Below are 25,424 nucleotides of genomic sequence, written 5' to 3'. Positions count from 1 at the left end.
AAGTTCAATTAATCGATTTGAACAAATTCAATTAGCTGGTCAAGTGCGGGACAAAGACGCGCACGATATGAACTTGCTCATAAGAATGTTGATTAAACAAAATAAAATCGACAGACGGTAGCTCAGGCTTACCAAGTCTTCAGTTCGTCAACCGTAGTTCTTACAATGAAAAGAAATAATATGAACTTCTTCAAGCAGATGGGCATCGCCACAAAAATGGTCGCGGCCTTTGCCCTGATCTTGGCGGTCACACTCATCCTGGCGGTGTTCTCGGTTTCCCGCATCAACAACATCGAACAAGCCCTGCGTACGGCCGACACGGTACGCGAAGCCGAACTCGAACCCCTGTACGCGGCGCGCGAAGCGCTGGCCCAGACCGGCATCGCGGCGCGCAACGCCTATATCTTCAAGGACGAGGCCGCGGCGCGGCGCGAGCTCGACCTGGTCGACAGCCAGAAGGCCCAGTACCTGGCCGCCCTCGCCCGCCTCGACCCCGTCCTCGCCGACAATCCCCAGTACAAGAAGGTCCGCGACGGGATGGGGGCGATGGCGCGCGAACTGGAGCGTCCCCGCGCCTACCGCAGTAGCGGCGACATGGAAGGCTTCGGAACCTTCCTGGTGAACGAATGCACTCCGCTGCGACGCCAGATCGTGGCCGACATCGAGGTGCTGCTCAAGGAGTTGCAGGTCCATACTTCGGATGCCATGGCCACGTCGGCGAGCGAGGCATCCAGCGCGCGCTACTGGATCACGGGCCTGAGCGTGCTGGCGGTGGTGCTGTGTGTCGTGGTGGCGCTGGTGCTGGTGCGCAGCCTGGTGTCCCAGCTCGGCGGCGAGCCGGCCTACGCCACCAGCGTGGCGCGCGCGATTGCCGAGGGTGAACTGCAGCATCGGGTGGATACCGCCCGCGCCCGTCCGGCCAGCCTGCTGTTTGCCATGAGCGCCATGCGCGACGGCCTGAGCGCCATTGTCAGCAAGGTGCGCGGCGGGACCGATGCGATCGCCTCGGCCTCGTCCGAGATCGCGTCGGGCAACCTCGACCTGTCAAGCCGCACCGAGACCCAGGCTGCCGCACTGGCCCAGGTGGCCAGTTCGATGAAGCAGCTGATCGAATCGGTGCGCCAGAACGCCGACTATGCGGCCCAGGCGAGCGCCCTGGCCGGCAATGCCTCGAGCATCTCGGTCAAGGGCGGCGCCGCGGTGGACGAAGTCGTCACCACGATGCAGCTGATCGATGCGTCGTCCAAGAAGATCGTCGACATCATCGCGGTCATCGACGGCATCGCCTTCCAGACCAATATCCTGGCGCTGAACGCGGCAGTGGAAGCGGCGCGCGCCGGTGAGCAGGGGCGCGGTTTCGCGGTGGTGGCGAGCGAAGTGCGCAACCTGGCGCACCGCTCGGCCGCGGCGGCGAAGGAGATCAAGGCCCTGATCGAGGACTCGGTGGAAAAGGTCGGCCTCGGCGCCACCCTGGTCGGCCAGGCCGGCGACACCATCCGCCAGGTGGTCGAGGGCGTGCACCGCGTCACCGACATCATGGGGAGAATCAGCAGCGCGACCGGCACCCAGCGCGCCGACATCGAGCGCGTCGACGAAGCCATCGTCCGCCTCGACGAAATGACGATCCAGAATGCCGCCCTGGTGGAGGAAGCCGCCGCCGCGGCCCAGTCGCTGCAGACCCAGGCCGCGGAACTGGCGGCGGTGGTCAATACCTTCCAGCTGGAAGAGCCGGCCGGCCGCACGCCACGCCGCCTGGCGCTGGCCTGAACGGCCCAATGCGAGGACGGGCGGGGATCAGCCCTCGCCCGGGTGCTCGAACACCTGGCGCAGGTAGGCCAGGAAGGTCTCGTCGGTGCACATCGACTTGCCCGGCGTGTCCGACAGCTTGGCCACCGGCTGGCCGTTACAGTGGGTGAGCTTCATGACGATGTTCAGGGCCTGGTGGGGCGTGTCGTTGGTGAGCTTGGTGCCGATGCCGAAGCCGAGCATGGTGCGGTCGGCGAAGTGGCGGTACAGCGAGAGCGCCTTGGGCACCGTGAGCGCGTCCGAGAACACCATGCGCTTGGTGCGCGCGTCGATGCGCAGGCGCGCGTAGTGCGCCAGCGCCTTCTCGCCCCACTCCACCGGGTCGCCCGAATCGTGGCGCAGCCCGTCGAACAGCTTGGCGAAATACAGGTCGAAGTCACGCAGGAAAGCATCCATGCCGACCACGTCGGTGAGCGCCGTGCCCAGGTCACCCCGGTATTCCTGCACCCAGTCTTCCAGCGCCGCCTTCTGGAAGTCGCGCAGGCGCACCCCGAAGGCCTGGTAGGCCTGCAGGTATTCGTGGGCCATGGTCCCGATCGGCACCAGGTTGTACCTGTGCGCCAGGTAGACGTTCGAGGTGCCCTTGAAGAACTGGGGCAGCTCGCGCGCCAGGGTGGCCACCACTTCGTCGTGCCATTCGCCCGAGAAGCGCCGGCGCACCCCGAAGTCGAAGAATTCGAAGGGCGTGGCGCGCGCCGGCTCCTGCTCGAAAGCGCGTAATTCCTCGATCTTCTGGCGCAGGCGCACCCGTGCTTCCGCCAGCGCCGCGTCCTGGTCGAAGCGGCGGAAGTACAGTTCGTTGACGATGTAGAGTACAAAGATCTCGAAGCCCATCACATGCACCAGCGGACCGGTGGCCTTGATGCGCAGGTGCGGGCCATCGGTTTCCACCTTGATGAACTTGCGCTGGAAGCGGAACAGGGTCAGCAGGTCGGCAAAATCACTCCTGATGAAGCGCAGGCTGCGCAGGTAGGCCACTTCGTGGTCCTGGAACATCAGCGAGCACAGGTGGTCGAGCTCGCGCTCGACTTCCTCCTTCAGTTCGGCCAACGGATAGGCCGGCTGGTTCCGGCACAGGAATTCGTACTCGCCGACCGCGTCGGGATGGCTGTGCAGCAGCGCCTGCCACATGGTGAACTTGTACAGGTCGGTTTCGAGCAGGCTGCGGACGACGGGTTTCATCTGGCTCCTTCAGGCGGTGGCGGCACTTTTCGGCGCGCGGTTCTTGACGCGCTTTTTCGGGGCCAGCATGGTGCCGGTGCAGCCCGGCGTGCCGCAGCGGCAGGCGAACAGTTTTTTCAGGGCCGGCGTATGGCGCTCGTCGTAGATCAGCGCGTAGTTGTAGTTCAGCTCTTCGCCCGCTTCGATGTCGCGCATCGCGTGGATGTAGACGCGCCCGTCCTCTTCGAAGGCTTCGCAGTTGGGACTGCAGGCATGGTTGATCCAGCGCGCCGCGTTGCCGCGGCTGCCGCCGTCGATCACGCGGCCGTCGGCCAGCGTGAAGTAGAAGGTGTGGTTGATCGGGCCGCCCGCCCTGGCCGCGCGCTCGGTCGCCTCCTCCCAGGTGATGCGCTCGCCCCGGTATTCGATGATGCGTTCGCCGGCGCCGATGGGCTTGAGCGCGAAGACGCCGTTGCCGTGGACGGGGGACTTCCTGACTTCGTAGGCAGGGCTGGACTTGGCGGCGGTCGTGGTCATCGCGGTGGGATCGTGGGCAGGTTGTGGAAGCGATTGCCATTATGATACCAATCGCCTCCACGATGCCGCACACTTAGCACCGCGTGCAAGGATGGCGCGCAACATCAGGCCGCATGCGCACGCGGCAGCAGCAACAGGTCGCACGTGGTCCGGCGCAGCAGCGTGCACAGGTCCGCGCGGCGTCGCCAGTCTTCCAGCAATCCGCCGCCTACGCCGGCGAGTACCAGTACATCCGGAGCCGCCGCAGCGGCATGCGCGGCGACCGTTACGGCCCAGGGCTGGCGCGCTACCCGCAGCACCAGCCGGGCGTCGCAAGACGGGGCCTGCGCCACGAAGCGCTGGCCGGCCGCACGCGCCCTGCGCGCGACCCGACGGCGGCACTCGTCGAGCGCGGCGTCGCCCACATCGGCCGCGCGCATGTGCCCTTCCCCGGCGATGCGGCACACATGCAGCAGGGTGAAGCGCATGCGCGGCAGCGTGGCCAGCGCGCACCGCAGGCTCTCCAGCGAGGCAGGCGAGAGGTCGGTCGGGAACAGCGCGTTCCCATAGGGGCGCGCCGCCGCGGCGCGTACCAGCAGCACCGCGCGGCCTCCCTCGCGCAGGGCGGCCAGCGCCCGCCGCATGTTCCGCCAGGCCGGCCAGCAGCGGTGCGCGCGCCAGCCGAGGGCCAGGATGTCAGCCGCGGCCGCGCGCGGGCGCGGCATCGGATTGCAGTTCTCGAACACGCATCGTCCCTCCCCGTTCTACGCCATCATGGCCGCGGCCTCGCCCAGTACTGCCAGGCTGGCCAGCAGCGCCGCCGTCCCGGCTGCCATGGCCCCGGCGACCACGCGCCGCCACTGCGCATTGCGTTCCAGGATGCGCTTCACGAGGCGGCGCTTTCCGCGCGCCGCCATGCGCCGCCGCACCTGCAGGGCGGCGTCGGTTTCCATCAACTCGATTCGATTGCGTTTCATGCTTTCTCCTTTGCTTCTTCAGGTGGCCAGGCGCCGTTCATTGTTGGCGCCCTGGCGGCCGGGATGCGGCTGTCGTACTAGCCTGCAGGAGGCGTGTCAGGACAGCCAGGTCATGCTGGCTGATTGTGGTGGTAGTGCACATGGCATGCCTTTCCCAGCCCGACGCCAGGCTGGTCAACAAGAATGGATCATGGGCCGCGGAGGTTGCCGCGGCACGTCAAGCAATGCTTGTGGATGGGGCTCGGGAGAACCGGATGGTTCTCGCCGAGCCTAGTGAAGGCAGGCGAGATCGCGCGTCGAACGTTGCGCGAGACGAGCGTGGAAGACGCTCAGCCCGAGCGAGAGTGGAACATGGGGGCAGCGCGCGGCGGCGGCATCGGCCCCGGCGCGCGCTGCGCGCACGCTCGAGGAAATGCCGGTACCGAAGGGAGAAATGCAGCGCATGCCTGGTGTAGTCATGAGGTGGAGTCATGGCCAGTATAGCCCACCTGTTTTTTTCGTCAACCCGGGCCTAGCCCGCGAAGTCTTCCTCGCGGTATTCAAGGCCCTCGCCGGCCTGATCCGTGCGCCCCGCTTCTTCCTTGCGCAGCTCGACGCGCCGGATCTTGCCCGAGATGGTCTTGGGCAGTTCGCGGAACTCGATGCGGCGGATGCGCTTGTAGGGCGCCAGGCGCTCGCGCGCAAAGGCGAACAGCGAGGCCGCCACCTCGCGCGAAGGCAGGACGCCCTGGCGCAGCGTGATGAAGGCCTTGGGCACCGACAGCCGCAGCGGATCGGGACTGGGCACGATCGCCGCTTCCAGCACGTCCGCGTGCTCGATCAGCACGCTTTCGAGCTCGAAGGGGCTGATGCGGTAGTCGGAGGACTTGAACACGTCGTCATTGCGGCCGACGTAGAAGTAGTAGCCGTCTTCGTCGACGGTGGCGGTGTCGCCCGTGTGGTAGTGGCCGGCGCGCATGACGCTTGCCGTCTTTTCCTCGTCGCCTTCATAGCACATCATCAGTCCCAGCGGGGCCGGACTGAGGGACAGCGCGATCTCGCCCTCGCTTGCAGGCTGGTCGTCGATGTCCAGCAGCGCCACCCGGTAGCCGGGCAGCGGCCGGCCCATCGAACCTGGCTTGATCGGCTGGCCGGGCGAATTCCCGATCTGGCAGGTGCTTTCCGACTGGCCGAAGCCGTCGCGGATGCGGATGCCCCAGGCCCGTTCCACCTGCTCGATCACTTCGGGGTTCAGCGGTTCGCCGGCGCCCACCAGTTCGCGCAGCGGCGGACGCCAGCTCTTCAAGTCTTCCTTGATCATCATGCGCCACACGGTCGGCGGCGCGCACAGCGAGGTCACGCCGCAGCGGGTAATGGTATCGAGCGCCGCCTTGCTTGAGAAGCGCTCGTAGTTATAGACGAAGATGGTGGCGCCCGCATTCCAGGGCGCGAAGAAGCAGCTCCAGGCATGCTTGGCCCAGCCCGGCGAAGAGATGTTCCAGTGGACGTCGCCCGGCTGCAGGCCGATCCAGTACATGGTCGACAGGTGGCCGACGGGATAGCTCTGGTGGCTGTGCAGCACCAGCTTGGGCTTGGCCGTGGTGCCGGAGGTGAAGTAGAGGAGCAGCGGGTCAGTGGCGCGGGTCTCGCCTTCCGGCGTGAACACCGACAGCACGTCGTGGCTAGCCGCATAATCGCGCCAACCGTCCGGCTTGCCGCCCACGGCGATCCGGGTGAAGCTGCCTGCCATGCCCTCGAACTTGGCCGCCTCGGAAGCCTGCGCGATCACGTGCTTCACGCGGCCGCGCTCGAGCCGGTCCTGCAGGTCGGCGCCGGAGACCAGCATGGTGGTCGGCACCAGCACGGCGCCGAGCTTGATCCCGGCCAGCATGATTTCCCACAGCTCGACCCGGTTCGGCAGCATCAGGAGCACGCGGTCGCCGCGGTTGACCCCGCACAGGCGCAGGTATTCGGCCACCTGGCAGGAACGCGAAGCCATGTCGGCGAACGAGATCTTCTGCTCCGAACCGTCCTCTTCGACCACCCACAGCGCCGGCGCGTGGTTGTCCTTTGCCATCTGGTCGAAGTAGTCGAGCGCCCAGTTGAAGGCATCCAGCTGGGGCGGCTGGTAGCCTGCGTAGGCGGTGTCGTAGTCGAGGCGGTGCTGCAGCAGGAAGTCGCGTGCCTGGATGAAGCGCTGGGTCGGGGTCATGGGGTCTCCTGGTCGCGTGTTGGACGGGGCGGCCGCCGTGGCGGCGCCTTCCTTGTTGTCCTGACCATTTTGCCACCGTTCGGGCGCCCGTGGGCACCCTTGTCATCAGTCGCGGCGCAGGGCCGTCACCCGCATCTCCCCCTGGGGCTCCATCATGTCGATCACGCGGCAGTCGCCGCACATGCGCAGGCGGTCGAGGTGCCCGCTGAAGGCCGGGTGCGAGGCCAGGCGTCCCAGCATGTTCTCCACCATCTGCAGCGTGCCGAAGGGCTTGTCGCAGCGGATGCAGTGGAAGGGCTGGGACTGGTTGAGCACGACGGCCTGGCCCCGCGACTCCATGAAGGAGAGGCGCGGCACGAGCGTGATCGCGTTCTCCGGACAGGTAGCAGCGCACAGGCCGCACTGCACGCAGTTCTTCTCGATGAAGCGCAGCAGCGGTGCGCCCTGCCCGTCCTGCAGCGCGGCCGCCGGGCAGGCGCCGACGCAGGACATGCACAGGCTGCAGGCCGATTTGTTCACCTCGATGGCGCCGAAGGGGGCACCAGGCGGCAGCGCCACCTGCTCTGGTTGTTGCGGCGCATGCCGGTGCAGGTGCTCGAGCGCGTAGTCGAGGCTGTTGCGCTTGTCGTTCGCCAGGTGGAACAGCGCGGGCTCCAGCGGCACGGCGCCGCGCGGCGCATGGCGCAGGGCCACCGCCAGTTCTTCCGGCGCGCCCACGCGCAGCAGCTGGAAGTGCGGGCCTTGGTAGCCCAGGCCATCCAGCACCGCCTGGGCGATCTCCATCTGCTGGTCGAGCGCGGCCACGTACTGCGGCGCCTCCTGGCCGGTCAGGAGGATTGCCACGCCGGCCGCGCCATAGGCGACGGCGGCAAACCAGACGTCGATGCCGGTCGAGGCGGTGTGCTGCAGCGCCAGCGGAATGACGCGTCCGGGGACGGTGTCGCCGAGCCGCGAAATCAGTGCGGCGCCCTGTTCCGGGTCGTGCAGCAGGAACACCGGCTGCTCCCCGCCCGCCTCGCGGTAGGAACGCAGCGCCGCCTGCATGCGCTTGCCGGTGAGCGAAGCCGGCGGGAAGGCGTAGCTGATGGCGCCGGTCGGGCAGACGGTGGAGCAGGCGCCGCAGCCGGCGCACAGGTAGGGATTGACCTTGATCTTGTCGCCGTCGTCCATGATGGCCTGGGCCGAGCAGATCTCGATGCAGGCGCTGCATCCCTTTTGCCCGTTGCGGCCGTGGGCGCAGGTGCGTTCCTTGTACGAGAAATACTTGGGCTTTTCGAAGTCGCCGACCATGTCGAGCATGGTCTCCACGGCGTGGGCGCGCGCCGCCTCGTCGTAGCCGGGTGCGTAATAGCCGTGCGGGCGCTGGTGGCTGGCGATCAGGCGGCTCGGGCTGAGGTCGAGCACCAGGTCGTAGCGGCCCTGCTGGACCGGCTGCCCGGGCGCCTGCCAGCGCGCCTCGAAGGCGCCCAGCCAGCCGGCCACGGCAACCGTGCGCGCCACGTGCACCGGATAGGGGCGCACCGGCATCGTGTCCTGGCTGTCGAGCAGCAGGACAGTGACCGGCAGCGCAGTGGCCAATCGGTCGGCCCAGGGCAGCGCCTGCTCGGCGGAGCCGACCACCAGGGTACGGCCGCTGGAACGGTAGTCGACCGTGACCGTGGGTTCGAATACGGGAATGGCGTCCACGGCCAGGATGGCGGCGCTGCGGGCGTCTGCATTGCGGCCTTCCTGGACCGGGTCGATCGGGGGTGTGTCGGTAAAGCGGATGTTCATGCGTTCCCTTGTTGTGTGGACGGCGGCACCTGCCCGGTCGCCGGCTCCGTGCCCTGCTCGGCAGCCTGCTCAGCGGCCAGCTCCCGGGCTACTGCAGCCTCCGGATGCTCCGGCTGCTCTTCGAACAGCCGGGACAGCACGCCCGGCGCATGCTTGAGCGAAGCGAGCATGCCGGGCGGGAGCGGTGCCGCCTTGTTGTAATCGTTCATGTACATGTCGAGGCCGTCGATCGCGTTGAAGTGCGGATCGGTGAACAGCTTCTTCAGGGCCAGGCGCTGCACGGACTTGTCGACGCCTTTCGCGACAAAGGCCGAGAAGTCGGCGTCGGGGGTGAGTCGGGCCACGTCGTCCATGGTCGGCAAGGGCGCCGACGGCGTCGCTTCGGACTCCGGCCCGGCGGCCACCGGCTCCGGTACCGCCACCGGTACAGCTGCGGGTGGCGCCGGCTCGGCTTCGCCTCCGGTCGATTTCAGGCGCGACCAGCGCCGCAGGAATCCTTCTTCCGACATCGCGGCTCCGCTCATCCGTGCTCGCGCCCGCGGCGGCGTCCCGCCTTGGGCTGGTAATGCTCGCGCAGGTAGCCGGCCACCCAGGCATAGATCTCGGCCGGCATCGTCACGCCGTCCGCCTGCTCGCCCGAGTCGAACATGCGGGTGCCCTCGACATAGCTGACCGAGGCGCGCACCGGGATCGCCTTGCCCTCCTCCATGCGCCACAGCACGAAGACCTTGGACTCGGGCGCGATGCAGTTCTCGTAGTAGCCGTCGTTCTCGTCGGTGTACAGCTCGAGCTCGAGGCCGGAGACGAGGTAGTAGTCGCGCTCAGGACTGCTGCTGAGCACCTGCAGGCGCGGCAGTTCGCCGCGGTCCGGCACGACGCCCACCGCCTCCCAGGCCTCGTCGGCCCAGCGGTGCTGCACGGTGCGCCGCTGCATGATCACCGCGATCGGCATGCTGCCCATCTTCATTGCTTGTTCGCCGTCTTGGGGGTGTGTTCCTTCTCCACCGCCGGCGCGACCCCTTTCGGCACGGCTTTCGTCGGCCCCTTCTTGACGTCTTCGCTGGGCGCCGCGGTGCCCAGCTTCTCGCTCTTGATCGGGACATTCGCGGCGTTCAGCGCCTGGCGGCTGTGCGGCGCGGCGCCGGTGGCGGGCGCCGCCGCAGCCGAACCTGGCGCGGCATTGGCCGGCGCCGCGGCCGGCATGCCGGCGTTCGGCGGCGTGACGCCCGGCGGCACCATCCCTGCTGAGGCGGCGGCGCGCGCCGCGCCTGGGGCGGCTGCGCCGGGCTGCACCGGATTCGCGACGGCGCCCGGCGCCATGGTGCCGGCGCCGGCAATGCCGGCCGCACCCGGGGGCGGCGTGCCGACCGAGGCCGCATTCGCCCCGGCCGGCGCCGCGGCCGGCGCGGCGGCGATCGCCACCGGCGGGTTGATGCGCCAGCCCTTGGCGGGAGCCTGAGCGCGCCAGCGGTTGCTGAGGGCGTCCATCGACGCCATCAGCGCTTCTTTTTCCTTTGCCGCCTTGGCGTCGGCGGCCGCCTTCTTGGCGGCGGCTTCCTGCTGCTGGGCGGGCGTCAAGGCCGGCTTGGGCAGCGCGGCCTGGGAAGATGCGCTGCCGGCCAGCATGGCGGCCAGCAGGCAGCTGAGTCGGATGTGCCTGTTCATTGCTTGGCTCCCAGTGTGCCGGGCGCCGCAGCGCCCTGCGGGGCGGTATTGGTGGCGGCCGGGGCTTCCACGCTGCCCGGGGCCGGGGCCACGGTGCGGCCATGGTCGCCCGGCTGGGTCTGGGTGCCCGGCTGGGCGCCGGACGGCGGCGTCACGCCCGAGGTCGGACCCTGCCCGGTTTCCTGGACGGTGCCGCCGGTGGCGGCGCCCGAGGTGGTGCCACCGGACCCGCCCGCGATACCCGGGGTGCCGCCGGCATAGGTGGCGTCGGTCACGGGCTTGGCGGTGCTGGCGATGATGGCGCCGCTGGTGCGCCCGCCGGCCGAGACCTGGCCCGGATACTTGGTCTGTTCGATGCCGCCCACACTCGGGTTGCGGCCGCGGTCGCAGCCGGCCAGCACGGCGAGCGCCATGGCGGAAATCAGGATGGTCGATGCTTTCATGGTGCTCCTCAATGCGCCGGGCCGGGACGCGGCGTCGGCCGCACCGGCGCGCTGTCCGGGTGGGGCCGGTTCGCCGGGTCGGTGGCGCTGCCGTTCTGGACCTGCTCGTACCACAAGGCATGGTGCGCCGCGGCCCAGTTCTCGTCCACCGTGCCTTCGCGCATGGCCTGGTAGGCGCCTGGCGTGCCCCAGGTGCCGATGTAGATGTGGCCCATGGCGGCGGCGATGTAGAAAGCGGCGCCGGCGATATGCAGGTAGTTGGCCACCTGCAGCACCCAGCGGGTCTGGCCGAAGGTGACGAAGTCCAGGATCAGGCCGGTGATCGACATGACGATGCCCAGCAGCGTCACGCCGAGCCAGAACCAGGCCTTTTCGCCGGCATTGAAGAAGCCGGCCGGCACGTGCTTGTGCGACACCAGGCCGCCACCCTGCTTCACCCATTGCCAGTCGACGCGGTTGAAGAAGTTACGGCGCACAAAAGTAATGAACATCAGCACCGAGCAGATGATGAACAGCGGCCCCACGAAGTTGTGCAGGTACTTGGAGATGATGGCGACCCATGAGAACAGGTCGTGCCCCATCCAGGGCAGCATGATCTTCTTGCCGTACATGATGATGATGCCGGTGATCGCCAGCGCAATGAAGCTGTAGGCCGTGGCCCAGTGCACCTTGCGCTCCCAGTTGGTGAAGCGTTTGATGCGGCGTCCCGAGGCGGGCTCTTCGCGCGCCGGACCGATCGTGTTGTAGAAGATGAAGATCAGGAGCGGCACACCGAGCAGGATGAAGCCGGCAATGGTTGCCAGCGGCCCGTTGCGCAGGTGGCGCCAGGTGTTGCCGCCGCGCTGGACGATGACGTTGGCCTCGGTGGCGCCGTACTGGCCGAGGAAGTGGCGGTCCATGTGGACCCGGCCGGAAGACGGGTTGGTGAAGCCCGGCTCGGGCACCACCGAGTCGCCTTCGATCTGGAGCATGGTCTGCTCTTCGGCATACGCCGGCTCGGCTTTCTTGTTGGGCACCCCGGCCCAGGCGGAAGGCAGCAGCAGGGCCAGTACGAGGGCGGCGATCAGGGCCAGCGTGATGCGCATGGATGTGGTTCGCATCGTCGGCTCCTTACGGGTTGGCCCGGTTGTACTCGTTCTGCTTCATGCCGCGGTTCTGGATCGTGGCCGACCAGGCCAGGCGGTCGTTGTGGAAGCGGGTCTGGAAATGGCGATTGTCTTCCTTGCCGGCATACTGGCCGTGCAGCCATTCGGGATGCTGGTCGACTTCGAGGCAGCCGGCCAGTAGCACGGGCAGCGCCAGTACCAGGTAACGCAGATGAGAGCGGAGCTTGTTCATTGCGGGAACCTCCCTGGCTCGTTCTGCACGTCGCCGATGTTCTGGTTGACACGCGGCAGGTCGCCCTTGGCCTTGACTTCGCCGCCGCGTTTCGGGCGGCCGTAGGCGATCTTCCAGCCCCACAGTTCAGGGCCGTAGCCACGGGTCTCGACGCGCTGGCGGTAGATGTCGGCGATCTGCTCGGCTTCGCCGCCCAGCAGGGCCTTGGTGCCGCACATCTCGGCGCAGGCCGGCAGCTTGCCTTCGGCGATGCGGTTGCGGCCGTATTTCTTGAATTCCGCTTCCGAGGTGTCCGGTTCCGGGCCGCCGGCGCAGAAGGTGCACTTGTCCATCTTGCCGCGGTGGTTGAAGATGCCGGTCTCCGGGAACTGCGGCGCCCCGAACGGACAGGCGTAGTAGCAGTAGCCGCAGCCGATGCACTGGTCCTTGCTGTGCAGGACGATGCCATCCTCGGTGTGGTAGATGCAATTGGTCGGGCACACCGCCAGGCAGGGGGCGTCGGTGCAGTGCATGCAGGCCACCGACACCGAGCGCTCGCCCGGAATGCCGTCGTTGATGGTCACCACGCGGCGCCGGTTGATGCCCCAGGCCAGTTCGTGTTCGTTCTTGCATGCGGTTACGCAGCCGTTGCAGTCGATGCAGCGCTCTGTATCGCAAATAAATTTCATCCTCGCAGCCATGCCACCCTCCTCTGCTGTTCTCTAAGCGTGCTTCAAGCCTTGACGACCCGGCACAGCGATACCTTGGTTTCCTGCATCATCGTCACGGCGTCGTAACCATAGGTCCAGGCCGTGTTGATGGCCTCGCCGCGCACGGTCGGCGCGCCGCCCTCGGGGTAATGACGCTCGAGGTCTTCGCCCATCCACCAGCCGCCAAAGTGGAAGGGTGCCCAGACCAGGCCGATCGGCACCCGCTCGGTGACCATCGCCATCATCTTCAGGCGCGCGCCGGTCGGGGTCTCGACCCACACGTAGTCGCCGACCTTCGCCTTGATCTGGGCCGCGTCGCGCGGGTTGATCTCGACGAACATGTTCTGCTGCAGCTCGGCCAGCCAAGGGTTGGAGCGGGTTTCCTCGCCACCGCCCTCGTACTCGACCAGGCGGCCGGAGGTCATGATCAGCGGGAAATCCTTCGAGTAATCGACGTCCTGCACCGACTTGTACAGGGTCGGCAGGCGCCAGAAATTGGCCTTGTCGTCGTAGGTCGGGTACTTGGCGACCAGGTCGCGCCGCGGCGAGGCCAGCGGTTCGCGGTGGGTCGGCACCGGGTCCGGGAAGTTCCACACGTTGCAGCGCGCCCGTGCATTGCCGAAGGGCGCGCAGCCGTGGGCGATCACGACCCGGATGATCCCGCCCGACAGGTCGGTCTTCCAGTTCTTGCCCTCGGCCATGGCCTGTTCCTGCGGCGTGAGCTCGGCCCACCAGCCGAGCTTCTTAAGGAAGACATGGTCGAATTCCGGGTAGCCGGTGTCGAGCTGGCTGTCCTTGTTGGTCGAGCCGTCCGCCGCCAGCAGCGACACGCCGTTGTGCTCGACGCCCCAGTTGGCGCGGAACGGCAGGCCGCCCTCGGCCACCGACTTGTTGATGTCGTACAGGATCGGCGTGCCGGGGTGCTTCAGCTCGGGCGTGCCCCAGCACGGCCACGGCAGGCCGTAGTAGTCGCCCTTGCAGGGACCGTCGTCGGCGCGCATGGTGGTCGGGTTGAAGGTGTGCTTGTTCTCCATGTGGAGTTTCAGGCGTTCCGGCGAGCAACCGGTGTAGCCGATGGTCCAGCAGGAGCGGTTGATCTCGCGCAGGATGTCCTCGACGACCGGTTCGTTCATCACGACCTTGATGTTCTTGCACAGTTCGTTATGGAAGCCGAACTTCTTGGCGAACAGGTACATGATCTCGTGGTCGGTCTTGCACTCGAACAAGGGCATGATGACCCGTTCGCGCCACTGGATCGAGCGGTTCGAAGCCGTGCACGAACCCTGGGTCTCGAACTGCGACGCGGCCGGCAGCAGGTAGACGCCGTCGGTGCGGCCGTGCATCGAGGCCGTCATGCTCGGATAGGGGTCGATCACCACCAGCATGTCGAGCTTCTGCATGGCCGCCTTCATGTCCGGCAGGCGCACCTGGCTGTTCGGGGCGTGGCCCCAGTAGAACACCGCGCGCAGGTTGCTCGGCTGGTCGATGTACTTGTTGTCTTCGTTGACCGCGTCGAACCAACGCGACACCGTGATGCCCGGCTTTTCCATCAGCTCCTTGGAGCCGAAGCGCGACAGGATCCAGTTGTAGTCCACGCCCCAGACGTTGGCGAAGTGCTTCCAGGCGCCTTCGGCAATGCCGTAGTAGCCCGGCAGCGAGTCGCCGTTGGGACCGACGTCGGTGGCGCCCTGCACGTTGTCGTGGCCGCGGTAGATGTTAGCGCCGCCGCCCGGGATGCCGATGTTACCCAGCGCCAATTGCAGGATCGAGAGCGCACGCACGTTAGCGGTGCCGACGTGGTGCTGGGTGATGCCCATGCACCAAACCACCGACGACGGCTTGTTCTTGGCCAGCATCTCGGCGGCCAGCCGTACGGAGGCTTCCGGCACGCCGGTGATGTCCGAGACCTTGTCCGGCGTCCATTTGGCGACTTCCTTGCGCACGTCGTCCATGCCATAGGTGCGCTGAGCGATGTATTCCTTGTCTTCCCAGCCGTTCTGGAAGATGTGCCACAGGATGCCCCACACCAGCGGGATGTCCGTGCCCGGGCGCACCCGCACATAGTGGTGGGCAAAGCGCGCGGTGCGGGTGAAGCGCGGGTCGATGACGATCATCTTCGCGCCCAGCTCCTTGGCGTGCAGGAAGTGCAGCATCGAGATCGGGTGGGCTTCGGCTGGATTCGAGCCGATGAACATCACCGCCTTGCTGTGGTGCAAGTCGTTAAAGGAGTTCGTCATCGCGCCGTAGCCGAAGGTCTGGGCTACGCCGGCGACCGTGGTCGAGTGGCAGATACGGGCCTGGTGGTCGCAGTTGTTCGAGCCCCAGAACGAGACCCATTTGCGCAGCAGGTAAGCCTGTTCGTTGTTGTGCTTGGACGAGCCGATCACCATCAGCGAATCCGGGCCGGACTTCTGGCGCATCTCGATCAGCTTGTCGCCGATCTCGTTGATGGCCTGGTCCCAGGAGATGCGCTGGTACTTGCCGTTCACCAGCTTCATCGGGTAGCGCAGGCGGTGCTCGCCGAAAGCGTGCTCGCGCACCGAGGCGCCCTTGGCGCAGTGCGCACCCATGTTGATCGGGGAGTCGAAAGCCGCCTCCTGGCGCACCCAGACGCCGTTGGCCACCACCGCGTCCACCGAGCAGCCCACCGAGCAGTGGCTGCAGACGGTGCGCTTGATTTCGGTGGGGACCGGGGCGCCGGGGGCCTGGTCCGCCTTGGCCGGTTCGATCACGTTCAGCGGCAGCTGGCGGGCCAGGGCGCCGGCGCCGGCGGCGACGCCCGCGCCGACCAGGAAGCGGCGCCGTTTGAGTCCGCTGTCGCGGACGGTCTTCACAAGGGACATGCTGGCTCTCCGATTGTGCTGATGGGTACCGTCACCAGTAGGCGGCGGTCTGGTAGTAACGGCGGATGTGCTCGGTCTCGTGGTAGCCGCGCTTCGCTTCCGGCTTGGGCGCCGGCGCGGCGGCCGGCGCCTCCTCGGCCTGGGCGCTGCCGGTGACCACGGCCAGTGCGCCCAATGGCGCGGCTTTCAGGAAGCTGCGCCGCGTTTTGTCCGGCACCCCGTGGCCCGGTTGACCGGCTTCCCGTGTCACGTTCTGTTCCTGGTGATTCCCTTGCGGTAGCTGTTCCATGCCTGTGCCTCTTTGGTTAAACCGGTGTCTCTTCGAGCGCTTACCCGACCACGAAGGCTTGTGCTTCGATCGCGAGGAAGGCGCCGGCCAGCCGTGCGACCAGCCGGTAGTAATTCGATCCTTCCGCTCCCCCGATATCGGCCAGGCAGCGTTCGTACCAGGGCGCGATGTGGACCTCGAAGAAGGCCTGCTGGCGCTCGATCGGCTGGCGCGCGATGCCAGGCGCGCCGGTGATCAGGACGCGCATGGTCTCGCACAGGGCGCCCAGGTGGTCTTCGAACTCGCCGACGCCGCGCACGCGCCCGATGCCGAAGCGCGCCAGGTCGGCGCGCAGTTCGGCCAGCGGGGTATCGTTCATGAAGCCGGACAGGTAGCGTGAACCGTAGGGATTGACCGGCGGCGTGCCGACGCTGACGAAGAGCGTGTCGAATTCCTCGGCGACCGCCTCCGGGTCCATGACGCCGGAGGCCAGCGTCAAGGCTTCCCAGCTTTGTTCCAGCGCCGGATCGCCCCCTTCGGAGAGGATGGGGTCGGCATGCGCCAGGGCATCCAGCAGCGCGCTATCGGGCGCCGCCAGCAGCAGGCGCGACAGCAAGGCGTACAGGTCGGCGCGCGCCTGGTCCTCGCCGGACAGCGGAAGCGGTACTGCGACGGGCGCGGCGGAAGCGGAAGGACGGTCGATCTGGGGCGCCTCTGGAAGGGACACGGTGCTGCACTCCTGTTAACAAAGCTTATAAGAAGTGTATTCCTCCATAGCGCCATGCCGCGCACGGTTGGTCGGGCCGCTTCCCGGGCGGCGCCGCTAGCGCATCCCCAGCGCCTGCATCAGCACCCGTATCACGTAGGCCACCGCCGCCAGGGTAAACACGCCGCCCAGCCACAGGGCGGCCATCCAGCCGAGCCGCCGCATCCACTCACGGCGCGTCACGCGACGCCGCGTGGCCATTTCAGTGGTACCCCGCATCGGCCTTGACCTTGCCCCGGAAGACCCAGTAGGACCAGCCGGTGTACATCAGGATGATGGGCAGGATGAACAGGGTGCCGACCAGCGCGAAGCCCTGGCTGGCCGGGGGCGACGCCGCTTCCCAGATCGAGATCGCGGGCGGCACGATGTGCGGCCAGATGCTGATCGCCATGCCGGAGTAGCCCAGGAAGATCAGGGCCAGCGCCGCCACGAAGGGCACCCGGTGCGGATCGCGCGTGAGCGAGCGCAGCAGCAGTACGATGAAGACCAGCACCAGTACCGGCACCGGCGCCAGCAGCACGATGTTGGGGAAGCTGAACCAGCGGTCGGCCACCGCCGGGTCGCGCAGTGGGGTCCAGATGCTGACGATGACGATGGCCGCGAGCAGCATCAGGGCGAAGGGCCGCGCCACCTGCACCATGCGCGCCTGCAGCTCGCCTTCGGTCTTCATCACCAGCCAGGTGGCGCCCAGCAGGGTATAGGCGATCATCACGCCGACGCCGGCCAGCAGCGGGAAAGGCGCGATCCAGTCGAGCGGCCCGCCGGCATAGCTGCGGCCCGACACCGTGATCCCGTCCAGGAAGGCGCCCAGCGCCACGCCCTGGAAGAAGCTTGCCACCACCGAGCCGCCGATGAAGGCCTTGTCCCACAGGTGGCGCTCATGTTCCTTGGCCTTGAAGCGGAATTCGAAGGCCACGCCTCGGAACACCAGGCCGACCAGCATGAAGATCAGCGGCAGGTACAGGCCCGACAGGATGATCGAATAGGCAATCGGGAAAGCCGCCAGCAGCCCTTCCCCGCCCAGCACCAGCCAGGTCTCGTTGCCGTCCCAGACCGGCGCGACGGTGTTCATCATGGCGTCGCGGTCGCGCTTTCTCGGCGTGAACGGAAACAGCAGGCCGATGCCCAGGTCGAAGCCGTCCAGCAGCACGTACATGAAGACGGCGAAGAAGATGATGACCGCCCAGATGACGGTGGTGTCGATGCCCATGGCCTAGCTCCCCCGTTTGCCGTCGTCCTGCCCAGGTCCTTCCGGGCCGGGTTCGTCGTCCACATTGTCGTCATTCGCCACGTCGGCTGCCGACAGCGGCCGCATCGGCGTGCGCTCCTCGCCCGGCCCGCCCTGCGGCGGACGGTTCAGCTCGAAGCGCTGCGGACCCTTGCGCATCATGCGCAGCAGGTAGACGGTGCCGGTGCCGAACACGAACATATAGGCCACCACGAACAGGGCCAGGGTCAGCGCCAGCGCGGCTGCGCCGTGCGGCGAGACCGCATCGGCCGTGCGCAGCACCCCGTACACGACCCAGGGCTGGCGCCCCACCTCGGTGGTGGTCCAGCCGGCCAGGATGGCGACCAGCCCCGCCGGCCCCATCAACAGGGCGAAGCGCAGGAACAGGCGCTGGTGCCATATTCGCCCGCCACGCCTGAGCCACAGGCTCCAGGCCCCGAGCGCGATCATGAGCAGGCCCAGGCCGACCATCAGGCGGAAGCTCCAGAACACGATCAGCGAGTTCGGCCGGTCTTCGCGCGGGAACTCCTTCAGGCCCGGGATCTGGCCGGTCCAGCTGTGGGTGAGGATCAGGCTGCCCAGGTGGGGAATGCCGACCGCGTACTTGGTGCGCTCTTCTTCCATGTCGGGGATGCCGAACAGCAGCAGCGGAATCGCGCGCTCGCCCTCGTTCTGCCAGTGCCCTTCCATCGCCGCCAGCTTGGCCGGCTGGTGCTTGAGGGTGTTCAGCCCGTGGAAATCGCCGACCACCGCCTGGATCGGCGCGACCAGCAGGATCATCCACATGGCCATCGACAGCATCTTGCGCACCGCCGGGTTGTCGCGTCCCTTCAGGAGCTGCCAGGCCCCGGAGGCGCCGACGATCAGGGCGGTGCTGAGGTAGGCCGCGATCACCATGTGCAGCAAACGGTAGGGGAAGGAGGGGTTGAAGACGATCGCCAGCCAGTCGGCCGGGACCATGCGCCCGCCCTCGATGGCATAGCCCTGCGGGGTCTGCATCCAGCTGTTGGCGGCCAGGATCCAGGTGGCCGAGATCAGGGTGCCGACAGCGACCGCGCAGGTGGCGGCGAAGTGCAGGCCGGGGCCCACCCGGTTCCAGCCGAACAGCATCACGCCCAGGAAGCCGGCTTCGAGGAAGAAGGCGGTCAGCACCTCGTAGGAGAGGATCGGTCCCATGATGCTGCCGGCGAATTCGGACAGGTAGCTCCAGTTGGTGCCGATCTGGTAGGCCATCACGATGCCGGACACCACCCCCATGCCGAAGCACACGGCGAAGATCTTGAGCCAGTAGTGGTAGAGGTCGACGTAGACCTGGCGCCCGGTGCGCAGCCAGCACAGTTCGAGCACCGCCAGGTAGCTCGCCATGCCGATGGTTATGGCCGGAAACAGGATGTGGAAAGACATCGTGAACGCGAATTGCACGCGCGCCAGATCCAAAGCCGACAAACCGAACATGCGCTCTCCTGTGGTCGTTGTACTGCGTCCTCTATGCCAGTGCCGTGTCCAGAATCTAGCACGGGCGCCGGGTGCGCACGCTTGGCGAGGGCGATTAAATGGCCGGACTGTGACGGCGGTACAGCAGGCCATGTTTCACTTCCAAAATCTTTCACGCCGTCAGAAAACCGGAGTCCACTGATCCATATTAATGACCGCTCAGATCGCCTCTGGCGACCGCTTGTGCTCGTCTATATTGGCTGACGATTCGGGCCCGGCAGCTCGATATCCGGGTGAACATCGCATGGAGCAGCGACATCGCGCTCTACGTCGATGACCTCGTCGTCAACCCCTGAGCACAAGGAGAACAGCATGTCGCCAAATGACCGTCTCGACCGGGACGCAGCCCTTACCCTCGACCGCCCCTGGAGCGCCGATGCGCCGCCCTCCTCGGCCAACCAGGCGCCCTACGCCGAGGCCAAGGCCGACGTCCAGGCGGACCCGGGCAAGGTGCAGCCCGCACTGCAGGGCAACGGCTTCACCTACCGCCACAACTGGGGCGCACGGCGCGGCCAGTGGGTGCTGCGCCTGAACTGGTCGGAAGTCAACGCCCGTTCCCAGGTCTTCGTCGCCATCGGCGAAGGCGCCGCCGGCGGCCCGGACGCCGGCAAGTTCATCGGCTCGGCCCGCTACACAGTGCACAACGTGGCGCCGCGCGCCGGCGGCGTCGATATCTGGGTCAATATCGAGTGGAGTTCGGACATAGCCCTCTACGTCGATTACCTGGTCGTCAACCCGGTGCCCAGCGGCCCGCGCTCGGTATCGGTGACGGTGCACCGCCACAGCAGCGTCGCCTTGAGCGACGCCGAGGCCGACCGCATCCTGGCCGACATGGGCACCATCCTGCAGCGCGACGATACCGGTCCGGACGTCGCCACCCCGGTCCAGTTCGTCCGCAACGGCGCGGTGCGGCTGCTGCCGGCCACGGTCCCGGGCACCATCCAGACGGCGGCCGACCTGAACGCGCTGCTGAGCGCCGGTTCCGGCGTCAAGATCGTGCAGGCGATCCGCTGGTGCGGCGGCCCCGGCGACAACATCATTGGCTGCGCGCCGGTCGGCAGCACCACGGTGAACGTGGCCGCGGTGCGCTTCACCGCCGACCAGGAAGGCCTGATCTGGGTGCACGAGTACGGCCACAACTGCGGCCTGCCGCACCGCACCGACGACCCGCGCGCGGTGATGTACCCGTCGGTCGGGGTGGACCACAATGTGGTCAATGCCGCCGAGTCCTCGGCCTACCTGGCCGGCCCCGCCGCCGTCACCGGCAAGGTGCTCGCGGCGAGCGGCTGTAACTGCGACCTGGGCGACATGAAGGCGCCGCTCGATGTGCGCGACTTCGTATCGCAGCACTGGATCGAGGGCGTGCCCTACGAACTGGCCTCGCAGTACGGCGAAGCCGATGCGGGCAAGCTGCTCGACTGGCTGGTGGGCGAGCCGGAGAAGCACGAAGAATTCCTGCCGCAGATCGTGGCCACCCTCGGCTACATCGGCAGCGAGATCGCCGCCCAGCCGCTGATCGACTTCGTGCACAGCACGCGCGCCGGGCGCGCCGTGTTCAACGCCAAGAACGCCGCCCTCCTGCGCCTGGGCGACCTGGCCAACCGCTCGGGCAGCAAGCTGGCGGTGGACTTCCTGGCCAGGGTCGCGAGCGACATCGCACTGGCGCGCTCGCTGGCCGCGCCGCAGGCGGGCGCGGAGAAGGCCCTGGCGGCCAAGGCCGGCCAGGACGTGGTGGCGCCGAGCCTCGAGACGCTGGCGTCCGAGCTGGCCGTGTCCGCGACCTTCGGCCTGGCGCTGGCCGGCACCGAGGAAGCACGCCGGACCGTCGATGCGCTCCAGCGCGACCCGAACGCCTTTGCCTCGGTCAACCAGGCAGCCGGCGAAGCCGCGCAGATCGCGGACACCGTGCTGCGCCAAGGCCGCAAGGAGTATTACCGGATAAAGACGGAACAGCGCCATCACCTATAATGCTTCCGTAGTACGACTGCCGGGGCCATGCCCCGGCAGTATTGCTTTTGGAAAATGGAATGCCCTGAGCTGGACAGCGGTCTATAATGGACCCATCAGCATTCCGTTTTGCGCCATGAACCAACCGATGTCGATGCCGGGCGAGTCGCCCATCAACCTGCAGGTCATCAAGGCCAGCTGCAGCGCCTGCAGCATGCACCAGTTGTGCCTGCCCATGGGGCTCGAGGACGCCGACATCAACCGCCTCGACCAGATCATCGGCCGGCGCCGGCGCCTGGTGCGCGACGAGCGCCTGTATGCGATGGGCGAACCTTTCCGCAACCTGTACGCGGTGCGCTTCGGCCACTTCAAGACCTACCAGGTGAACGCCGCGGGCGAAGCCCAGATCACCGGCTTCCAGATGGCCGGCGAACTGCTGGGCATGGACGCGATCAGCGGCACCCATCACTGCGACGCCGTGGCGCTCGAGGATAGCGAGGTGTGCGAGATCCCGTTCTCGCGCCTGGAAGAACTGTTCGGCCAGGTGCCGGCCCTGCTGCGCCACTTCCACCGCATCATGAGCCAGGAAATCACGCGCGAGCAGAACGTCATGCTTTTGCTCGGCAATATGCGCGCCGAGCAGCGCTTCGCCGTGTTCCTGGTGAACCTGTCGGCGCGCTACGCGGCCCGTGGCTACTCGCCCAACAGCTTCCAGCTGCGCATGTCGCGCGAAGACATCGGCAACTACCTCGGTCTCACCATCGAAAGCGTCAGCCGCCTGCTGTCGCGCTTCAAGAAACAGGGCTGGCTGCAGGTCGACAAGCGCGAAGTCACCCTGCTCGACCCGGCCAAGCTCAAGGCGCTGGCGGCCGGAACCGACGTTTGCAGCCCGATGGGCTGAGGCGGGCCCCATGGCAAGCGCGCCCCTGCTCGACCTGCATGTGCGCAGCTATGGCGAGAGCCGCGAAGCGGACCGCCACAGCTTTGCCCAGGTGGTGCTGCCGGTCAGCGGCGAAGTGGCGCTGGAGATCGAGGGGCGCTTTGGACGGCTCGATCCCCTGCACGCCGCATTCGTGGCGCCCGGCGCCTGGCATTCGCAATACTCGTCCGTTGCCAACCGCTCGCTGATCCTCGACGTCGGCATGCCCGGCTTCGAACAGGGGCCCTGGCAGCAACTGCTTGAACGCCCCTTTACTGCCATCGGCCCGGCGGCGCGCAAGCTGGTCGAGTTCATGGGCATCCTGGCCGCCGGCGGGACGCCTGCCCCGTCGGTGCTGCAGGGCTGGACGCCGCTGCTGCTCGACACCCTGACCCTCGGCGCCGGCCAGCCGGCCTCGCGCCTGGCCGCCCTCCTGGCGCGCATCGAGGCCGAGCCCGGCCTGCCCTGGAGCACCGACAGCATGGCGCGCACGGCCGGCGTCAGCGTCAGCCGCCTGCACGCCCTGTTCCGCGAAGAGCACGACAGCACACCGCATGACTGGCTGCTGCGCTGCCGCCTGCAGCGCGCCTGCGACTGGCTGGCCGGCACGGAGCGCCCGGTAGCCGAGATCGCGCTGGCGGCCGGCTTTTCCGAGCAAAGCGCCCTCACCCGCGCCATGCGCCGCGCCATGGACACCACGCCCGCCGCCTACCGCCGCGCACGGCGCGAGACCGGGTCAAAAACGCAGTAGACCCGGTCAAGCTTTCACCCGGCGCGGCGCCGACAATCTCCCATCAAAGGAGATTGCCATGCTGTCGCAGATTCACACCACATCCAGCCAGGCCCAGCTCGGCATCGGCGCCGGCATCACCGCCGGCGCCTTCTGGGGACTGGTCTTCCTCGCGCCCGAACTCACGCCCGGCTTTTCGCCGCTGCAGCTGTCGGCCGGACGCTATCTCGCCTACGGCATCGTGGCGGCCGTGCTGATCGCGCGTTCCTGGCCACGCCTGGTGCGCAGCCTGAGCTGGGCCGACTGGCGCGGCCTGGCGGGGCTCAGCCTGCTCGGCAACATCGTGTACTACCTGTTCGTGGCCCAGGCCGTGCAGTCGGGCGGCGTGGCCATGACCTCGATCGTGATCGGCCTGCTGCCGCTCGCCGTCACCCTGGCCGGCTTGCGCGAGCATGGCGCCGTGCCGCTGCGGCGCCTGGCGCCCTCGCTGCTGCTGGGCGGCGCCGGGCTGGCCTGTATCAGCTGGGATGCGCTGCGGGCGGCGGGCGGCTCGGGCCTGGGCCTGCTGTGCGCGCTCGGCGCGCTGGTGTCGTGGACGATCTACGCCGTGGTGAACCGGCGCTGGCTGGCGCGCCTGCAAGGCGTCTCCAGCCAGGAGTGGAGCCTGCTGATGGGAGTGATGACGGGCGCCCAGGCGCTGCTGCTGGCGGTGCCGGCCTTCCAGCCCGGCGCGGCCGCGCACAGCGGGGCCGAGTGGCTGCACTTCCTCGGCGTCGTGAGCGCCGTCGGCATCTTCTGCTCGGTGGTCGGCAACGCCCTGTGGAATTACGCCAGCCGCGCGCTGCCGATGGCGCTGATGGGACAGATGATCGTGTTCGAAACCGTGTTCGCTTCGCTGTACGGATTCCTGTGGGAGGGGCGCTGGCCGAACGGAATGGAAGCCGCCGCGCTGCTGCTCCTGCTGGCCGGCGTGGCGTCCTGCGCCGCCGCCCATCGCAACTAGCGCGCCAGGTAAGCGGTATATCCCTGGATGAAGGCGGCGCGCAGGCGCAGGAACTCGTCGATGTCCCTGAACTTCGTGCGTTTCTGATTCAGCAGGTAGGCGGTGACGATGGTCTCGCGGGCGGGGACGAAGAAGTGGATCTGGCTGATGGTGCCGCCCCTCAGCCCGAGCACGTTGTCGGTGTAGCCGACCACCTCGATGCCGTTCACCGTCTCGCGCTCGAACGCGATGGTGTCCTTTCCCGGCGGCGTGCGCGCAGAGACCTTGGCGCCCGCCTCCGGATTGGCAGCGAGATAAGCGCCCACGAGTGCGCGGTCGCGACGCACATTGTGCTCCAGGGCCTCGATCACGAGCGCCCTGTCCTGCTCGTACATGCCTGGCATGCTGGTCTCGATCTTGACGTTGGCGAAGTAGTCGCTGCCCGGATAAAGATACATGGCCTTGATCGCTTCGCGCACCGAGACCTTCTCGCGCCGCGCCGGGGTGGCTGCATCGCCTGGCCTCCATTCGACCATGCGCCACGGCGGCGCATCCCGGTCGCGCGCCTTCAACTCGACGAGAAGCAGGCCATCGGCGAAGCCTGGGGGCACCAGGCGCTCGAAGGGCGCCGGCACGTCCGGTGCGGGCTGGGCGAAGGCGGGCAGCAGGCACAGGGCCAGGATGGCAAACAGGCGGCGCGAAAGCAGGGTCATGGCGAGGCGATGAAAGTCGGGACCTGCGCATCCTGCCGCAGCCTTCCGCTTCCCGCGAGCCGTATTGCCGAGGTAGCACCCCGCGGCCTTGCCGGTACCGCGCTGCGCTCCCTGCCTAGAGCTCGATCACCAGCTCCGGCCGGAAGGCTTCCTGCTCGCCCTTGCTGAGGTAGCCGAGCGGGTTGGCCACCACGCGGCAAGACCAGGGCCGGCCATCCTCGCTACCCGTCATCACGTAGTCGTTCGCGCAGTGCAAGTGGCCGTGGATCCAGATGTCGGCGCGGGGGAACAGCGCATCCATCGCATTGCAGAAGCCCGCCGTGCCAGGGGTCAGGCCATAGCGCGGATCGGCGCTTTGCAGGCTCGGTGCGAAATGGGTCACCACCACCGTTTTGCCCGCGAAAGGAGCGGCCAGGGCGCCACGCAGCCAGTCCTGGCAATCGAGCGACATCGTGCGGATGCCCTCGGCCAGCACCTTTTCGCCGTTCTTCAGCGTGGTGTTCTTCGCCAGGTAGTAGTTGGCCGCGCGGAAGGCCTTCTCGCGCCGCTGCAGCTGTTTGGTGATGTCCGTTTCTTGCACCGCCAGCGCATCGAAGTCGCTCCACAGGGTGGTGCCGATGAAGCGCACGTCCCCGATCACCAGCGTCTCGCGGTCCAGCCACTCGATGCCCAGGTCCGCGCAGGTAGCCTGCAGGCGGGCATAAGCCTGCTCGTATTCGAGGCCGTCGAATTCGTGGTTGCCGGGAATGTAGAGCACCCGGGCGCGCGTGGCGCCGGGACGCAGCGGCGAGAAGCGTCGGAGACCGAAGTCCTGATCGAGCAGGCGCGAGCCCTGCTGGTAGGAGCCGATGTCGCCCGCCAGGATGATCACATCGGTATCCTCGCGGATGTCCGGGACGAAGTGCGGGTAGCGTTCGAGGTGCAGGTCGGAGAAAAGCTGGATGCGCATGGTCGGCGCAGTATAGCGGCTTTCGG

26 protein-coding genes are annotated in these 25,424 nt (G+C 67.5%); 5 read left to right on the top strand and 21 right to left on the bottom strand.

The features are described 5' to 3' along the window. Positions 1-180 precede the first annotated feature (180 nt). Entirely contained in the window at positions 181-1,767 is a 1,587-nt protein-coding gene (locus LK539_RS24490) for a methyl-accepting chemotaxis protein (RefSeq protein WP_307729114.1), read from the top strand. A 27-nt stretch (positions 1,768-1,794) separates the two neighbouring features. On the opposite strand, the gene pncB is transcribed toward LK539_RS24490, so the two are convergent. The 19 genes from pncB to LK539_RS17365 all read right to left on the bottom strand — a co-directional run bounded on the left by pncB (position 1,795) and on the right by LK539_RS17365 (position 19,119). Next, positions 1,795-2,988, bottom strand: a complete 1,194-nt coding sequence (pncB, locus tag LK539_RS17455; protein ID WP_227802325.1) for a nicotinate phosphoribosyltransferase — start codon at positions 2,986-2,988, stop codon at positions 1,795-1,797. Positions 2,989-2,997: 9 nt separating this feature from the next. Then, on the bottom strand, positions 2,998-3,504 hold the full coding sequence (locus LK539_RS17450; protein WP_227802324.1) for an SET domain-containing protein: 507 nt from the start codon (positions 3,502-3,504) through the stop codon (positions 2,998-3,000). A gap of 104 nt (positions 3,505-3,608) precedes the next feature. Further along, positions 3,609-4,229, bottom strand: coding sequence for a hypothetical protein (locus LK539_RS17445; RefSeq protein ID WP_227802323.1), 621 nt, complete (start codon positions 4,227-4,229; stop codon positions 3,609-3,611). Positions 4,230-4,247: 18 nt separating this feature from the next. Then, positions 4,248-4,460 (bottom strand): hypothetical protein, encoded by a 213-nt coding sequence (locus LK539_RS17440; protein ID WP_227802322.1) that lies wholly within the window; start codon positions 4,458-4,460, stop codon positions 4,248-4,250. Positions 4,461-4,971: 511 nt separating this feature from the next. Continuing rightward, a complete protein-coding gene (locus LK539_RS17435) occupies positions 4,972-6,651 on the bottom strand; it encodes an AMP-binding protein (RefSeq protein ID WP_227802321.1) in 1,680 nt (559 codons plus the stop codon). A 105-nt stretch (positions 6,652-6,756) separates the two neighbouring features. Then, positions 6,757-8,424 carry a 4Fe-4S binding protein gene (locus LK539_RS17430; RefSeq protein WP_227802320.1) on the bottom strand — a complete coding sequence of 556 codons (1,668 nt, stop codon included), beginning with the start codon at positions 8,422-8,424 and terminating at the stop codon, positions 6,757-6,759. Continuing rightward, on the bottom strand, positions 8,421-8,933 hold the full coding sequence (locus tag LK539_RS17425; protein WP_227802319.1) for a DUF3306 domain-containing protein: 513 nt from the start codon (positions 8,931-8,933) through the stop codon (positions 8,421-8,423). Before LK539_RS17425 ends, LK539_RS17430 begins: the two co-directional genes overlap by 4 nt. Positions 8,934-8,944: 11 nt before the next feature. After that, positions 8,945-9,391 (bottom strand): DUF3305 domain-containing protein, encoded by a 447-nt coding sequence (locus tag LK539_RS17420; protein ID WP_227802318.1) that lies wholly within the window; start codon positions 9,389-9,391, stop codon positions 8,945-8,947. Beyond that, entirely contained in the window at positions 9,388-10,089 is a 702-nt protein-coding gene (locus tag LK539_RS17415) for a hypothetical protein (protein ID WP_227802317.1), read from the bottom strand. The genes LK539_RS17420 and LK539_RS17415 overlap by 4 nt, the downstream gene beginning before the upstream one ends. Next, complete coding sequence (locus LK539_RS17410; RefSeq protein ID WP_227802316.1) at positions 10,086-10,532, bottom strand: hypothetical protein; 447 nt, start codon at positions 10,530-10,532, stop codon at positions 10,086-10,088. The genes LK539_RS17415 and LK539_RS17410 overlap by 4 nt, the downstream gene beginning before the upstream one ends. Before the next feature lie 8 nt (positions 10,533-10,540). Further along, positions 10,541-11,632, bottom strand: coding sequence for a formate dehydrogenase subunit gamma (locus LK539_RS17405; RefSeq protein ID WP_227802315.1), 1,092 nt, complete (start codon positions 11,630-11,632; stop codon positions 10,541-10,543). 10 nt (positions 11,633-11,642) lie between these two features. Next, a complete protein-coding gene (locus LK539_RS17400) occupies positions 11,643-11,870 on the bottom strand; it encodes a hypothetical protein (RefSeq protein WP_227802314.1) in 228 nt (75 codons plus the stop codon). Beyond that, positions 11,867-12,550 carry a formate dehydrogenase FDH3 subunit beta gene (gene fdh3B / locus LK539_RS17395; protein WP_227802313.1) on the bottom strand — a complete coding sequence of 228 codons (684 nt, stop codon included), beginning with the start codon at positions 12,548-12,550 and terminating at the stop codon, positions 11,867-11,869. Before fdh3B ends, LK539_RS17400 begins: the two co-directional genes overlap by 4 nt. Positions 12,551-12,582: 32 nt before the next feature. Then, positions 12,583-15,402 carry a formate dehydrogenase subunit alpha gene (locus LK539_RS17390; RefSeq protein WP_227802312.1) on the bottom strand — a complete coding sequence of 940 codons (2,820 nt, stop codon included), beginning with the start codon at positions 15,400-15,402 and terminating at the stop codon, positions 12,583-12,585. Positions 15,403-15,433: 31 nt separating this feature from the next. Continuing rightward, positions 15,434-15,691: a twin-arginine translocation signal domain-containing protein gene (locus tag LK539_RS17385; RefSeq protein ID WP_227802311.1), complete on the bottom strand. Its 258-nt coding sequence runs from the start codon at positions 15,689-15,691 to the stop codon at positions 15,434-15,436. A gap of 40 nt (positions 15,692-15,731) precedes the next feature. Then, on the bottom strand, positions 15,732-16,397 hold the full coding sequence (locus LK539_RS17380) for a molecular chaperone TorD family protein (protein ID WP_227802310.1): 666 nt from the start codon (positions 16,395-16,397) through the stop codon (positions 15,732-15,734). Positions 16,398-16,493: 96 nt separating this feature from the next. Then, a complete protein-coding gene (locus LK539_RS17375) occupies positions 16,494-16,619 on the bottom strand; it encodes a DUF2474 family protein (RefSeq protein WP_227802309.1) in 126 nt (41 codons plus the stop codon). Between the two features lie 19 nt (positions 16,620-16,638). Then, positions 16,639-17,646, bottom strand: coding sequence for a cytochrome d ubiquinol oxidase subunit II (gene cydB / locus LK539_RS17370; protein WP_227802308.1), 1,008 nt, complete (start codon positions 17,644-17,646; stop codon positions 16,639-16,641). Positions 17,647-17,649: 3 nt separating this feature from the next. After that, positions 17,650-19,119 carry a cytochrome ubiquinol oxidase subunit I gene (locus LK539_RS17365; RefSeq protein ID WP_227802307.1) on the bottom strand — a complete coding sequence of 490 codons (1,470 nt, stop codon included), beginning with the start codon at positions 19,117-19,119 and terminating at the stop codon, positions 17,650-17,652. A 351-nt stretch (positions 19,120-19,470) separates the two neighbouring features. On the opposite strand from LK539_RS17365, the gene LK539_RS17360 reads away from it, so the two are divergent. From LK539_RS17360 to LK539_RS17345, 4 genes are all read left to right on the top strand, one after another. Next, entirely contained in the window at positions 19,471-21,126 is a 1,656-nt protein-coding gene (locus tag LK539_RS17360) for a hypothetical protein (RefSeq protein ID WP_227802306.1), read from the top strand. Positions 21,127-21,241: 115 nt separating this feature from the next. Next, a complete protein-coding gene (gene fnr, locus LK539_RS17355; RefSeq protein ID WP_227802305.1) occupies positions 21,242-22,006 on the top strand; it encodes a fumarate/nitrate reduction transcriptional regulator Fnr in 765 nt (254 codons plus the stop codon). 10 nt (positions 22,007-22,016) lie between these two features. Further along, positions 22,017-22,775: an AraC family transcriptional regulator gene (locus LK539_RS17350; protein ID WP_227802304.1), complete on the top strand. Its 759-nt coding sequence runs from the start codon at positions 22,017-22,019 to the stop codon at positions 22,773-22,775. Positions 22,776-22,833: 58 nt separating this feature from the next. Further along, entirely contained in the window at positions 22,834-23,757 is a 924-nt protein-coding gene (locus tag LK539_RS17345) for a DMT family transporter (protein ID WP_227802303.1), read from the top strand. Here LK539_RS17345 and LK539_RS17340 read toward each other — a convergent pair. Together LK539_RS17340 and LK539_RS17335 are read right to left on the bottom strand one after the other, a co-directional pair. Beyond that, positions 23,754-24,449, bottom strand: coding sequence for a hypothetical protein (locus LK539_RS17340; protein WP_227802302.1), 696 nt, complete (start codon positions 24,447-24,449; stop codon positions 23,754-23,756). The genes LK539_RS17345 and LK539_RS17340 overlap by 4 nt on opposite strands. Positions 24,450-24,564: 115 nt before the next feature. Further along, positions 24,565-25,398 carry a metallophosphoesterase gene (locus LK539_RS17335; RefSeq protein WP_227802301.1) on the bottom strand — a complete coding sequence of 278 codons (834 nt, stop codon included), beginning with the start codon at positions 25,396-25,398 and terminating at the stop codon, positions 24,565-24,567. Between the last annotated feature and the right edge of the window lie 26 nt (positions 25,399-25,424).

This window comes from Massilia sp. IC2-476, from assembly GCF_020707295.1.
Classification (GTDB): Bacteria; Pseudomonadota; Gammaproteobacteria; order Burkholderiales; family Burkholderiaceae_D; genus Telluria.
The sequence above is the reverse complement of the archived record's forward strand: the minus strand, read 5'-3'. Positions and strand labels throughout refer to the sequence as shown.